This window comes from Daejeonella sp. (assembly GCF_017495225.1).
Taxonomy (GTDB): domain Bacteria; phylum Bacteroidota; class Bacteroidia; order Sphingobacteriales; family Sphingobacteriaceae; genus Daejeonella.
Map to the genome: position 1 here is coordinate 58,637 of NZ_JAFEIG010000007.1, position 14,289 is coordinate 72,925.

At 35.8% G+C, this 14,289-nt stretch carries 13 protein-coding genes; all 13 read right to left on the bottom strand.

Features of this window, described 5'->3' with window-relative positions; genetic code table 11:
• Positions 1-16 precede the first annotated feature (16 nt).
• The 13 genes from QZ136_RS03080 to QZ136_RS03140 all read right to left on the bottom strand — a co-directional run bounded on the left by QZ136_RS03080 (position 17) and on the right by QZ136_RS03140 (position 14,256).
• Complete coding sequence (locus QZ136_RS03080) at positions 17-556, bottom strand: DUF420 domain-containing protein (RefSeq protein WP_291400217.1); 540 nt, start codon at positions 554-556, stop codon at positions 17-19.
• 21 nt (positions 557-577) lie between these two features.
• The gene (locus QZ136_RS03085; RefSeq protein ID WP_291400219.1) at positions 578-1,285 is read right to left on the bottom strand and encodes an SCO family protein; all 708 of its coding nucleotides are present in this window, start codon (positions 1,283-1,285) and stop codon (positions 578-580) included.
• A complete protein-coding gene (locus QZ136_RS03090) occupies positions 1,285-1,626 on the bottom strand; it encodes a cytochrome C oxidase subunit IV family protein (RefSeq protein ID WP_291400221.1) in 342 nt (113 codons plus the stop codon). Before QZ136_RS03090 ends, QZ136_RS03085 begins: the two co-directional genes overlap by 1 nt.
• A gap of 21 nt (positions 1,627-1,647) precedes the next feature.
• The gene (locus tag QZ136_RS03095; protein ID WP_291400224.1) at positions 1,648-2,337 is read right to left on the bottom strand and encodes a cytochrome c oxidase subunit 3; all 690 of its coding nucleotides are present in this window, start codon (positions 2,335-2,337) and stop codon (positions 1,648-1,650) included.
• A gap of 23 nt (positions 2,338-2,360) precedes the next feature.
• Positions 2,361-2,942, bottom strand: a complete 582-nt coding sequence (locus QZ136_RS03100; protein WP_291400227.1) for a cytochrome c oxidase subunit 3 — start codon at positions 2,940-2,942, stop codon at positions 2,361-2,363.
• A gap of 6 nt (positions 2,943-2,948) precedes the next feature.
• On the bottom strand, positions 2,949-3,836 hold the full coding sequence (gene cyoE / locus QZ136_RS03105) for a heme o synthase (RefSeq protein ID WP_291400229.1): 888 nt from the start codon (positions 3,834-3,836) through the stop codon (positions 2,949-2,951).
• A 268-nt stretch (positions 3,837-4,104) separates the two neighbouring features.
• Positions 4,105-6,012, bottom strand: a complete 1,908-nt coding sequence (locus QZ136_RS03110; protein WP_291400231.1) for a cbb3-type cytochrome c oxidase subunit I — start codon at positions 6,010-6,012, stop codon at positions 4,105-4,107.
• A 2-nt stretch (positions 6,013-6,014) separates the two neighbouring features.
• Positions 6,015-7,343 carry a cytochrome c oxidase subunit II gene (locus QZ136_RS03115; RefSeq protein WP_291400234.1) on the bottom strand — a complete coding sequence of 443 codons (1,329 nt, stop codon included), beginning with the start codon at positions 7,341-7,343 and terminating at the stop codon, positions 6,015-6,017.
• A gap of 39 nt (positions 7,344-7,382) precedes the next feature.
• The gene (locus tag QZ136_RS03120; protein WP_291400236.1) at positions 7,383-8,603 is read right to left on the bottom strand and encodes a quinol:cytochrome C oxidoreductase; all 1,221 of its coding nucleotides are present in this window, start codon (positions 8,601-8,603) and stop codon (positions 7,383-7,385) included.
• A 17-nt stretch (positions 8,604-8,620) separates the two neighbouring features.
• A complete protein-coding gene (locus tag QZ136_RS03125; protein WP_291400485.1) occupies positions 8,621-9,214 on the bottom strand; it encodes a cytochrome c in 594 nt (197 codons plus the stop codon).
• Complete coding sequence (locus QZ136_RS03130; protein ID WP_291400238.1) at positions 9,198-9,734, bottom strand: DUF3341 domain-containing protein; 537 nt, start codon at positions 9,732-9,734, stop codon at positions 9,198-9,200. Before QZ136_RS03130 ends, QZ136_RS03125 begins: the two co-directional genes overlap by 17 nt.
• A gap of 13 nt (positions 9,735-9,747) precedes the next feature.
• Positions 9,748-11,214: an NrfD/PsrC family molybdoenzyme membrane anchor subunit gene (gene nrfD / locus QZ136_RS03135; RefSeq protein WP_291400240.1), complete on the bottom strand. Its 1,467-nt coding sequence runs from the start codon at positions 11,212-11,214 to the stop codon at positions 9,748-9,750.
• Between the two features lie 21 nt (positions 11,215-11,235).
• On the bottom strand, positions 11,236-14,256 hold the full coding sequence (locus tag QZ136_RS03140) for a TAT-variant-translocated molybdopterin oxidoreductase (protein ID WP_291400242.1): 3,021 nt from the start codon (positions 14,254-14,256) through the stop codon (positions 11,236-11,238).
• Positions 14,257-14,289 lie beyond the last annotated feature (33 nt).

Genomic DNA, 14,289 nt, shown 5'->3' on the forward strand with positions numbered 1-14,289 from the left:
CCTATTAGGACAAAAATCAAAAAGTATAATAAGGCGAAATCATCAAGTAAACAATTACGCCAGTAACAGTAACATACAACCAAATTGGGTAAGTCCAGCGGACAAGCTTTTTATGCGCTACAACTTGCATTTGGAGTCCTTTTTGGAAACTAAAAAGTACTAAAGGCAGAACTACCGCTGCTAAGATAATATGAGTTATTAAAATAAAATAATAGACTGTACGAATAAAACCGGTCCCACCATAGGTCGTTTTTATGCCTGTAGCATGAAAAATTATGTAGGATACTAAAAACAAAGAGGATAAAATAAAGGTCAGTATATTGGTCTTCTTATGACTTTCAATATCTTGTTTTTTTATGAAATAGAGCGAAAGCAGTAGTAATACACTACATGTTCCATTAACAATTGCATTGAATTTAGGGAGAAAAAATACCCATTCAGGAATAGCTGTTTTATCAGGGAAAATATTGAGCACATTACTTTGAAGAATAATTACTACAATCAGTACAAAAACTGAGATTCCTGCAATTAGCTTTGAAATAAATTTATCGTTCATAGATTCAACAATAATTAAAATTTAACGGGTTTTAATAGATCTTAATTCTTCAGTAATCAAAAGTTTTATTTCATCAATAAGTAGGTTGACTTGCTCTGGCCCTCGACTTGAATCATAGTAGCCTCTAATTCTCTTTTGGGGATCTAGAAGAATTAACATTGGTGTATGGATGATTTCTTTTTTATTGACAGTATCTTGAATTACATCTACAAGAAAATCATTTTTGGCAATGGAAAAGATTAAGTCTTTATCTCCACTTACAAAATCCCATTTTTTATTTTCTGATACAAAGGGCTTACTATATTCAGCTAAGACTCCTGGCGTATCATTTTCAGGATCTACACTAATAGAAATGAATCGCATAAGTCTATTGTTTTTATAAACTTTAGCAACTCTTGCCAATTCTTTGTTCATATTCTTACAAAAAACAGGGCATTTAGTATAGAAAAAATTAACAACAGTAATTTGGTTACTATCAGCTGGGAATTTTACTGTATCGGAATTTTGATTTAGAAACTTAAAATCGCGAATAACATGGTATATAGTATCAGGTACTTGTTTTCTACGTTTTATAGTAAAGGTTTTAGCAACCTGTTTTTCACCATAGATTGGTAAGGGGCGGTATCTATTGACACCTTTCTCTTTAAGCAGATAGTAAACAGTTCCTGGTACTGCTAATAGAATTAACAGTACCAGAATCTTTTTAAGGGGAAATGAGGGCAAGCTCATTAATTCATTTGAACAAATTGGTAAGATCCTTCAATTAACATTAATACAATGAAGTAAATAATGAAGATCAAAGAAACAGTAATCCCAGTCTTTAAAGCAAATTTCTCAAATTTAAGGTGCATGAAATATGCAACAATGTAGAATGCTTTAACGAGTGTTAACACGATATAGATAAAATTACCCATTCCGTGCCCCATTAATCCCTTAGGTATCATATAAAGAGCTATAAAAAACTCAATAGCAGTTATACCTAATAGGTAAAAGAAAACTTGCCAGATCTTTTTCTTGCTCATTCCCTCATGCTCTGAAGCATGCTCGTGATTTGTGTGTTCTGCTGACATTATATATCGATTATCAGGATTTTAAACTAAATAGAAAAATGTAAATACGAATACCCAAACAAGGTCTACAAAGTGCCAGTAAAGACCAACTTTTTCAACCATTAGGTAGCTGCCGCTCTTTTGAAAAACATTAGCCAATACCATGAATAGGATGATAATATTTATTAGTACACCAGTAAATACGTGAAAACCGTGGAATCCAGTTATCGTAAAAAAGAGATTTGAAAACTGAAGAGCACCCACAGTATCAACACCTGTGTAAGATGCAGGAAATGCACCCCACCAGTATCCTTCATGGTGTAAGTGAGACCATTCTAAAGCTTGACAACCTAAGAACATGAAACCACCAATAATGGTTGCAATCATCCACCAAACAACTTCTTTCTTTGAGTTACGGTGGCCTGCTTCAACGGCAAGAACCATTGTTACAGAGCTCATAATAAGGATAAAAGTCATGATTCCGACAAAAACAAGCGGATATCCATGATCAGCTACACCTGGAATTGATTGGAAAACCACATCAGGATCGGGCCAGCTAATTTTACTGAAGCGTTGCGCTCCATAATAAATTAGAAATGCTGAAAAAGTAAAAGCGTCTGACAAAAGGAAAAACCACATCATTAGTTTTCCATATTCTACAGAAAAAGGCGACTTGCCGCCACTCCAGGCGTCAGTTTTTAGTTCATCTAGTTTTGATACAGTAGTACTCATTTAAACTATGGTATATTGATTTATTATTGATTCAAAAGTAAGAAAACATATAGATAAATCCATAAGATATCTATAAAATGCCAAAAAATGGATGTTACTTCCATACGGAATATATTACGCACTTGAGGAATATTGCGAATTTTGCCTATAAATGCATAGATAAGCATAAATATTCCAGCAATAATATGAAGTAAATGGGCGCCAGAAAACACGTAAATAAAGGACTGAGAGGCATTATAATTAACAAAATAAGCTCCAGACTCATAAAGTGATTGCCAAGCAGAGTATTGGCTAAAGAAAAATGCCAGCGCGAGTAAAATAGTTAACCCTATGTATAATTTTTGATTAGCAAATTGTAATTTCTTTGCAGACAAATAGGCCATATGCATAGTGAAACTGCTCATTAAAATGAGAAGTGTGCTATACATAAATTGCTTAGGAAGTAAAACCTTGATACCACGTTCAACGTTTCCTTCTGTGTAGACAATGAAACCACTCGTTAAAGCGGCAAACATCATAAATGAAGAAATGATAAACAGCCACATTAAAAACTTTCTTGCTTTAAAATTCTGTCTATCCTCAACTTGTACACTATTGATTTCCATGATTTTTTATTTTGCTATAAAGTCAAACAATAAAGTTAGTTGTAATAAGGGTAAATAAATAAAAGAGGTGTACATCAATTTTTTAGCAGATGCAACATCCATATTCTTGTATAATAAAATAGCTTTCCACGTAAAATAAAGACCTGCTATAATAGCAATGAATAAATATATATCACCTGCAAAAGCTGCCCCACTAGGCATAAAATATAAAGTAGGCATCAAACTTACAGGAATTAAAATTAGGGTAGATATCAAAGTTATGATAGCACTAGTTTTATCTTGCTTTGTGGTGGGGAGCAATCTAAAACCAGCACGTTTATAATCTTCATCCAAAACCCAAGCAATAGCCCAAAAATGTGGAAATTGCCATACAAACTGGATCAAAAAAAGAATAACCGGAATCCAAGAAATTTGAGGTTCTTCAAATGCAGCAAAATAACCAATAAGTGGTGGAAAAGCCCCTGGAAAAGCTCCTATAAAAACAGCAATTGGAGATTTTCTCTTCATTGGTGTATACACGAAAGCATACAAAAAGATAGAGAATACGGCCAATAAACTAGTTGGGAAGTTAAGTTTCACTAAAAGCATTGTACCAGCAATTCCCATAAATAAACTAAGAACTAAAGCTTGTCCAGTAGTCATATTTCCAGAAGGAATAGGGCGATCCATCGTACGCTTCATTAATTTATCAAGATCCTTCTCAATAATTTCATTAAAACCATTAGCAGCACCTGTAACTAAAAAACCACCAATAGTAAGAATTAGCCAATTAAACCAGTTTATTTCCCCTTGAAATTTGCTCCCCATTAGAAAACAAATTGAAGCAGAAAATACAACTGTTAGCGTTAGCCTTAATTTAATAAGCTTATTGAAATCGGATATGAATTTCCTCACTATGTTTTCTATTTCACAAATTTATACCTGATTATAACATAATAATTATTGTTTTCAGGCGAGTTCAAAAGTACAAAGGAAATATCTTTAAATCAGTATCTCCAAGGATATATCATTTAAACCTTAAAATAAATGATATTCAATTTACATTCTTAAAATATGCAGAAGACAAACATTTGAGAATAATATTTGATATCGCAAAACAAAAGGCTATTAAATAAACAGGCAGTACGTTAATACTGCCTGCTCTTTATTATTAGTTTTTAAATTAAACTTCCTCAGTAGCCTTAGGGGTCTTTGCATTTTGCTTTTCCCACTCTTCTTGAATGCGTTCAGCTTCAGGATTATCCTCAAAATCGTGAGGAAGATTGGAGCTCATTGTTTCAGAGAAAGGTGTTGTTTGAGGAATAAAGTCTGTATCATGACCAGGCTTGCTATAATCATATGGCCAACGGTAAACGGAAGGAATTTCTCCAGGCCAGTTACCATGTAAATGCTCAACAGGAGTTGTCCATTCTAAAGTAGTTGACTGCCAAGGATTTTGCTCAGCTTTCTTACCATAGAACATAGAATAGAAGAAGTTCCATAAGAAAGCTACTTGAGCTAAAGCTGAAATAATGGCTGCCCAAGTAATAAATACGTTAACAGTTAACCATTCTTGCATGAATGCAAATTCAGTGAAAGCGTAGTAACGACGAGGAACGCCATCAATACCCATAAAGTGCATTGGAAAGAATACTAAATATGCACAAATAAAAGTTACCCAAAAGTGTAAATAACCTAAACGAGCATCCATCATTCTACCGAACATTTTAGGATACCAGTGATAAACACCACAAAGCATACCAAAAATAGCTGCAGAACCCATTACAAGGTGGAAGTGAGCAACAACAAAATAAGTATCGTGTAAGTTGATGTCTAATGCTGCATTACCTAGGAAGATACCAGTTAAACCACCAGAGATAAAGAATGAAACTAAACCGATTGCAAAAAGCATTGCAGGAGTAAATCTTAAGTTACCTCTCCAGATAGTAGCTAAATAATTGAAAGTTTTTACCGCAGATGGAACCGCAATGATCAATGTTGTAATCATAAAAACCCCACCTAGGAATGGATTCATTCCGGTAACAAACATGTGGTGTCCCCATACAATAAATGAAAGAACTGTAATACCAATTAAAGAATAAACCATGGCATGATATCCAAAAATTGGCTTTCTTGAATTAGTAGCAATAACTTCAGAAGTGATACCTAAAGCAGGCATAATTACGATGTAAACTTCTGGGTGACCAAGGAACCAGAATAAGTGTTGCCACAATACAGGGCTACCACCTTGATTTGGAAGCACTTGACCAGCAACTACGATATCAGAAAGATAGAAACTAGTCCCGAAACTACGATCAAAAATTAAGAGTACAACTGCCGAAACTAGAACAGGGAATGATAATACACCAACAATTGCAGTTAAAAAGAATGCCCAAATTGTTAATGGCATTTTCCACATATCCATACCTTTAGTACGCATATTTAAAATAGTAGATATGTAATTCAATGCTCCAATTAATGAAGAAGCAACGAACGCAACCATACTAATTAACCACAAGGTCATACCTGTACCTGAACCACTAATAGCTTTAGGCAAAGCGGATAATGGTGGATAAACTGTCCAACCAGAACTCGCTGGACCACTTTCAACGAAGAAAGATCCCATCATAACCACACAGGCTGTAAAAAACAACCAATATGATAACATATTTAAGAAGGGAGAAGCCATATCACGAGCTCCTAATTGCAATGGTATCAATAGATTACTAAATGTACCACTTAATCCAGCGGTTAACACGAAAAATACCATCATTGTACCATGAATGGTAACAATAGCAAGGTAAAAATCAGGCTTTATTCGACCACCTTCAGCCCATTTCTCGCCAAGGAAAGTCTCCAATAATGGAAAACTCTTATCAGGCCAAGCTAATTGAAGTCTGAACAATATAGATAATAACATTGCAATGACAGCCATAACTACTCCAGTAATAAGGAATTGTTTAGCAATCATTTTATGATCTTGACTAAAGATATATTTCGTTAGAAATGTTTCTTTATGATGCCCATGATCGTGTCCGTGATTATCATGTTGATGAAGAACAGCGGAATCGTGTGTTGCAGTGCTTGCCATAATTAGTTTATAATAGTATTAGTATTTAAAGCAATTTTATTGTTTTCATCAGCTGATTTTTCGTTTACCAACTGAAGTTCTTTTTTAACGTCATCATTGTAATAAAGTGACTGTTTAGCAATCCAAGTAGCATATTCTGCCTCAGTAACAACAGTAACTTTCGCTTGCATATTATAGTGACCAGCACCACAAATTTTAGCACAAAGAAGAACATAATCATACTTAGGATCATTCCTTTTCTCTCTCATTTCTGCAGTAGTCAAACGTGGAGTAAATTGGAAATAAGTCGGCATACCCGGAACAGCATTCATTTGAACTCGGAAATCAGGTAAGTAAAAGCTGTGTAGAACATCTTTAGAACCTATTGTAAAACGAACAGGCTTTCCAACAGGAATCACAATCTCACTAGTAAGTTTATCATCCCAACTCTTTTGATCCTTAAAGTCGATACCTAAACCATTAGTAGGAGTAGTTAATTTATAGTTACGTCTACCAATTTCATTATCAGCACCAGCATATCTTAGTGACCATTTAAATTGTTCACCAACTACTTCAATATTAGTAGCCAACTTTTGATCTTCAGGAGAAACATTAGTAATTCCTCTCCAAGTAAAGAATCCTAATAAAACAAGCACAGTAAGAACAATTGCAGGTACTATAGTCCAGATTCTTTCAAGTGAGTTGTTATGTGGAAAGAAGTATGCCTTTCTATTTTCAGAACCTCTGTATTTAAATGAGAAACCGAATAGAGCAATATGCGTTAGAACCAAAACGATAGTTGTTAAAATCGTGGTGATTTTGAACATGAAGTCGATATCTAATCCATGTACCGACGCAGACTCATGAATACTCATAGGACCTTGTACGGAATAAGACCAGTAAACACCATAGAGTCCTAAGATTAAGAATATCCCTAACAGAACACCATGAATTCTCTTGTTATCTATCTTAGATTCATGCCCTTGCATTGCACGACTTATCTCATAAACTTTCAAGATTTTTCCAATGATTGCAACAAAAATGCACACAAGGAGAAACATAAGTAAATAGTAAGAGCCTGAACGATAAGCCTCTGAATAGTCCTTAGTTTCAACAAGTGGCTGCATATTTTTATAGCGTGCAACTGTATCTACCGCAGTACTAATTAATGGTAAAGATGAAGGCGACATTGTAGACACTGCAGATTTAGCTGCGGTATCAATGGCCGCTGTTGTTGAACTAACCGTAGAATCTTGCACCTGGGCAAACACAGAATTACCCATTACAGTAAAGATGCTTGCTATTAACAATGCAGCTACAGCTCTGATATTAAAAATTTCTCTTAACCTCATTTTATTCGTCGTATTTTCTTTTGCTATTAAGAATATTTATTAAATCTGGTGATTAATACTTTCCTCTAAGAAAGGATGATTTTTTGCCACCAAAGATCTTTTGCTTATTTGGTTTAGAGTAAAGAATGAAAACAATCCTACAAAACCAATTGCAATACCAATTTCAATTATCCCAAACCCTCTATGTGATTCCACTGTTCCTGGCATAATCATCATATAATAATCTAACCAGTGGCCAGCTAATAAAATGATACAAACGTACATCAGTCTATTCATCTGACGCTTAGAATCTCTAGCCATTAAAACCAATAATGGAGCAAGGAAATTAATTATAATATTTAACCAGAACCATGGAAGATATTCAGGCTCCCAACGCTTGTAAAAATAAACAGTTTCCTCTGGTATGTTTGCATAGTAAATTAACAAAAATTGAGAAAACCACACATAGGTCCAGAAAATAGAGAAAGCAAAAATAAATTTACCTAAATCATGTAAATGGTTCTCATTAACCCAAGTTAAATAACCGGATTTCTTCATGAGGATAACAATTAATGTAATCACACATAAACCACTAACCCACATAGCAGCAAAGTTATACCAACCAAACATAGTTGAAAACCAATGTGCCTCCAACGACATGATCGTATCAAAAGCCCAAAGTGGAGTAGTAAATCCGAAAATAATTAAGAAAATTGCTGACCATTTAAAGTTTTTATCATAAAATACCAGTCCTCCATCTGCCTCTTCACGTTCAGCGTATTTAGCAAAAAGCCAAGCAAAAAAGCTATAAGCCCCTAAAAACAGAACTAACCTTGTTAAAAAGAATGGTACGTTAAGGTAACCTGCTTTCCCAGCAATAAGCTTATCATAATTTGGACTATTAGGATCAGTTAATCCCTCACCATTCCAGTGATGATATAAATTATGTGTTAAAAGACCTGAAGCTGAAACAATTATTAGAATAAGAGCTGCAATAGGCAAAACTCTAGACATAGCTTGAGGTATTCTGATCAAACCTGTAGCCCATCCTGCCTGTGCAACATATTGTAAGGCAATGAAAAATAGACCTGCTGCGCAAACACAAGTAAAATAATAAGCCATTAAAAGCAAGTTAGCGAAAGTACGCTCCTGCTGTCCTGTAACGAAACCAAAGGCAGTGGCAAGAATTCCAACCACTATTGCTATTAAGGTCCAGGTTTTTAATTTTCCGGAGAATGTAAATTGTTCCGCGAAATTATGAGTATGATTATGATTTCCCATCTGGTTTTAGCAATTGACTATTGTAATTTTTGTAATTCATGAACGTACATAACAACTTTCCACCTTTGCTCAGGGGTTAATTGCGATTTGTGTGAACCCATTAAGTTCACACCATGTGTAATTGTATGATAGATTTTACCATCTGTTAAATCTATCATGGCCCCTCCTCTAGAAGAATTTCCTGTCCCATATGAAGGTGGAGCAGGGAATTTACCTAATTTTACAATCGAGCCATCACCCTTACCTTCTAAACCATGGCATTGAGAGCACATATTTAGGTAAAGAGTTTTACCTTCTTCCAATGTTGGAATAGTTACAGGTAAAGGATTGCTTAAAGACTTACCTGCAGACTCATAACCTTCAATAGTATTTGGATATACATCGTTTTTATCGAAGCCAACTGGCGTAGTACCAGCAGGAGGTGTTTGCGCGGTTTTTCCGTCTTTAAAATTCTTATTAGGCTGATCAGGATTGTAAGCAATCGGATCATACATATTACGTGCAAATTCTAGTCCTGTACTTCTATTATCCGAACAAGACGTCATAACTGAAGCAGCAGCTACAGTTAAGAAAGCGGTACAAATTATTAGGAGCTTATTCATAACTAACATATTTCCTTTCGTTGTGCTTAACTTCAACAGCACCAGCTTCTTTTAAAATGTTATCAATTTTATCGTGTTCAGCATTGTCTTTTGCGTCAATTGCGATAACAAATCTATCGTTTGTAGCGCGTAGATCCATCACTCTTGGCGCACGACCCGGTGCTAAGTGATTAACAAAAAAATATGTCCCAACCATACCAAATGCAGAAAACAAGACTGTTAATTCAAACATAATTGGCACAAAATCTGGAAAAGCAAAATTTGGCTTACCACCGATATTCATTGGCCAATCAATAACTAACATATAGGTAATCATGGTAATAGCAGTGATTGTTCCTGTTAAACCGAAACAAAAAGCTACTTTACCCAAACGTGAACGTTTAATTCCAAGCTTGTCCTCAATACCGTGAATAGGCATAGGGGTATACACATCATAGATGCTTACCTTATTCTCCTGAAGCTTACCTATTCCATGCATCAGATCATCCGGATCTTCAAAATGACCTAAAATATATTTTATATTACTCATCTGTATATTTTTCTTATTGACCTACTCTTGGTGAAACACTATCATATTTCTCAAGAGATTCAAGATAATAATCTGCTTGACCTTTATCTACTGCCTTATCTGCAATTAACTTTTGTTTAGCCTGATCACTTGAGCTCTTAAGCAAAAGCTTAACTTCAGCCATAGCAATGGCTGGTAAAAATCTCAAGAATAATAGGAACAAGGTAAAGAACAAACCAATTGAACCAATGAAAATACCCACGTCAACCCAACTTGGATAAAACATCACCCAGCTTGACGGAAGATAATCACGGTGTAATGAGGTTACGATAATTACAAATCGCTCGAACCACATACCAATATTTACTACAATTGATAATAACCATGATAGAGCAATGCTAGTACGGATTTTTTTGAACCAGAAAAGTTGTGGTGAGATTACGTTACAAGTCATCATTATCCAGTATGCCCAAGCATAAGGACCACTAACTCTGTTCAAAAATGCATACTGCTCATACTCAACGCCTGAATACCAAGCAATAAATAACTCCGTTAAATATGCAACACCCACTATAGAACCAGTAAGAATAATAATCTTATTCATTGATTCAATATGGAACATGGTAATATAATTTTCAAAGTTCATTACCTTACGAGTAACCAACAACAAGGTTTGAACCATTGCAAATCCAGAGAAAATCGCTCCAGCAACAAAGTATGGAGGGAAAATCGTGGTATGCCATCCCGGAATTACCGAAGTTGCAAAGTCCATGGATACAATAGTGTGTACCGAAAGTACCAATGGCGTAGAAACACCAGCAAGAATCAATGATACCAATTCAAAACGCTGCCATGTTTTAACAGAACCGTTCCATCCAAAAGAAAGGATAGAATAAACACGACGGCGAGTACCAATTGCACGGTCGCGAATGGTAGCGATATCAGGCAATAAACCTGTGTACCAGAAAACCAATGAAACTGAGAAGTAGGTAGAAATCGCAAATACGTCCCATACCAATGGTGAATTGAAGTTTACCCATAATGATCCATACTGATTTGGTAATGGAAGTGCCCAGTGGAATAACCAAGGACGACCCATGTGGGAAATAATATAAGATGCAGCGCAAATAACCGCAAAAATGGTCATAGCCTCTGCAGATCTATTAATGGAATTTCGCCAGTTTTGACGGAAAAGGAGTAGTACAGCAGAAATAAGTGTACCGGCGTGACCAATACCTACCCACCATACGAAACCTGTAATATCCCAGGCCCATCCTACAGTTTTATTTAATCCCCATTCTCCAATACCAAACCAAAAGGTCCAGCTAACGGAAAATATCCAAAGGCCTGCGCCCATAGCGGATACGATAAAGCCGATCCACCAGGCTTTATTTGGTTTGTTTTCTACGGGAACCAAAATATCTTCGGTGACCTTGGAATAGGTTATATTTTCACCGGTTACTAAGGGTTCTCTAAGTATAGACTCGTGATGAGATGACATATCTTTATTGAATTTCTTGTATTAAACCTCTACAGTATTTCTAACTTTTGTTTGATAACCAACGCCTGGTTTTACGTTGATTTCTTCAAGTACATAAAACGTACGCTCGCTCTTTAATGCTTTTGATACTTCAGACTCAGGATCATTACCATCACCGAAGATAATTGCATTGGTAGGACAAGTCTGCTGACAAGCAACTTTAATATCGCCATCCTTAAGCTTACGCTTTTCTAACTTCGCATCAAGCTTACCTGCTTGAATTCTTTGAACACACATTGAACATTTTTCCATTACACCTCGTGAACGAGTAGTAACATCTGGGTTTAACACTAATTGTGTAAACTCATTGTTCATGTAATTATCAAAACGAGAATCATTCCAGTAGTTAAACCAGTTGAAACGACGTACTTTATATGGACAGTTGTTTGCACAGTAACGAGTACCGATACAACGGTTATAAGCCATTTGATTTAAGCCCTCTGAAGAGTGTACTGTAGCCAAAACCGGACAAACAGTCTCGCAAGGAGCGTGATCACAATGCTGACACATCATTGGCTGATGTATAACGCTTACATTGTCAAGATTATCAAGCTCACTAATTTCCTCTTCTTTGGTAAGCTTATTTCCACCATCATTAATTGCATAATAACGGTCGATACGGATCCAGTGCATTTCACGACGACGGCGAACCTCATCACGTCCTACAACAGGAATATTGTTTTCAGCATTACAAGCTACCACACAAGCACCACAACCGGTACATGCATTTAAGTCGATTGCCATCACCCAATTGTGTCCAGGTGTTTCAAATTCATTCCACAAGTCATATTTATTAACATGAGCGTGTCCTGTGCCTGAAGTTGGATCTTTTAAGAAGTTTTTCAAAGTTGTTTCACGAACAACATTTCTTCCTTCAATAGTATGGTGAGTTTGTGTTTGAGCAAGTTCATAAGTCCCAGATGCCTTGCTAATACTAGCAGAAACTGCCGTTTGCAAAGTTGCATTCACTAAACTTAAGAATGGATAGGCATTTTTACCAATATCCGAACCAGCTTTTCCAGCCTTAGTTCTTCCGTAACCCAATGCTACTGAAACCGTTCCACTTGCCTGACCAGGCTGAAGTAATACCGGTAGAGTGATAGTATATTTATCTGTTTTAATCTCAACAAGATCTAACTCAGCAATGCCCAATTTTTCAGCGAATTTCGGGTTAATTGCAGCATAGTTATCCCAAGTTACTTTTGAAACTGGATCAGGTAACTCTTGTAACCATGGGTTATTCGCAGATTTACCGTCGCCAATAGCAACATTTTGATAAATATGAAGTTCAATTGCCTTATCTCCACCCTTAGCAAGATTATTGCTATTTGCAAGAATGGTTTGAACAACTGAATTTAAATCACGAGAGAATGAATAAGCACCAGCTGTTCTAGCTGGAAAGCTAACAGAACCTTTCTGTAATAATTCTTTCCAAGTAGTTCCTGATTGTGCAAGAACTGTTCTAGCCCAGTTATTTTGGATATACTGATAATAATCAGTTACTGCATTATCAGACCAAATCAATAATCCTTGTTCTGCATTACGTGAATTATAAACAGGATTGATAGTTGGCTGAACAATAGTGTAATAACCTTCTACAGGATTTGAATCACCCCAAGATTCTAAATAATGATGATTTGGAGCAATTACTTGACATAATGAAGCTGTTTCATCTTTACGATCAGCAAAAGAAACACGAAGCTTAACTTTGCTTAAAGCATCTGTAAATGCCTTAGAATCATTGAATTCATAAGCTGGATTGCTATTCAAGAAGAATACTGCATCCACCTCACCACGATTCATTTCATTTACAAATTCTACAAACTCAGCATCATTACCAGCATATTGATATGAAGGATTATCTAAATCAATAGTATTACCATAATTACCTAATAAGGCATTAATAGCATTTACTAAAATTTGAATAGAAACATCATTTGATCCACTCAAAACTAATGAAGAACCTTTTGCAGCTGATAATTCTTTTGCAGCTAAAGCAATCGCCTTTTCAGCATTCGGATTATTTGCCAATGGTTTAGAACCACTAACAGAACCACCCAGAGCAGCATATAGATTAAGAAGAGCAATTCCTTCTTCTGATGGCTTCAATGGAAGACGAGCGTCAGCATTTGAACCTGTTAAGCTCAATCCAGTTTCGAACTGAATGTGACGAGACATCTTTTTACCTTCTAAAGAGGCATTATTTCTTTTGGAAACGTACTGGCGACTAAACTCCAATGGAGAAATCCAAGTACCTAAGAAATCAGCTCCGAAACTTACAATCAGGTTAGCCTTATCAAAACGATATCTTGGAAGTACAGCTTTACCAAAGCTGTTTTCATTAGCCTTAATAATACCAGTATAAGAAACTGCATCAACTTGAACATGCTTTGTATTTGGATACTGAGAAGCAAAATCAGCGATTACAGCTTTAGTTGATGGACTATTAACAGTAGAAGAAACAATACGAATCTTTTTACCTGCATTTTTAGCCTTTAATAATTCTGCTTTTACAAAACTGTCAACCTTAGTCCAATCAGCATCAACATCATTCAAAACTGGGCCTTTAAGTTTAGAAGCATCATAAAGATCTAAGACAGAAGCCTGACCTTTTGCATCTAAACTACCCTGACTAAGGATACAGTTAGGATTTCCTTCAATTTTAATCGGACGACCTTCACGTGTTTTCACAAGAACGCTATGTCCATTAAAAGTAGAAGAATAGTAATTCGGGATACCCGGTACAACCTCTTCAGGCTTCACCAAATAAGGGATCGATTTATTAACAGGAACTTTCTGACATGCTGCCAATGTTACCGCTCCTAAACCAAATCCTAGGGCCTTTAAAAAATCGCGTCGTGGGGCTACGGTACTTAAACCTGCCTCATTCAGAACTTCTTCCATTGGAAGCGATTCAGCGAACTCGTTTTTGCTTTTTTCAACAAAATCCTTTGTATTATGTAGCTCTTCTAAACCTTTCCAGTATTTTTTATTGCTTTCCATTTAAGCTATATAAAGTATACGTATGTTTTCTTA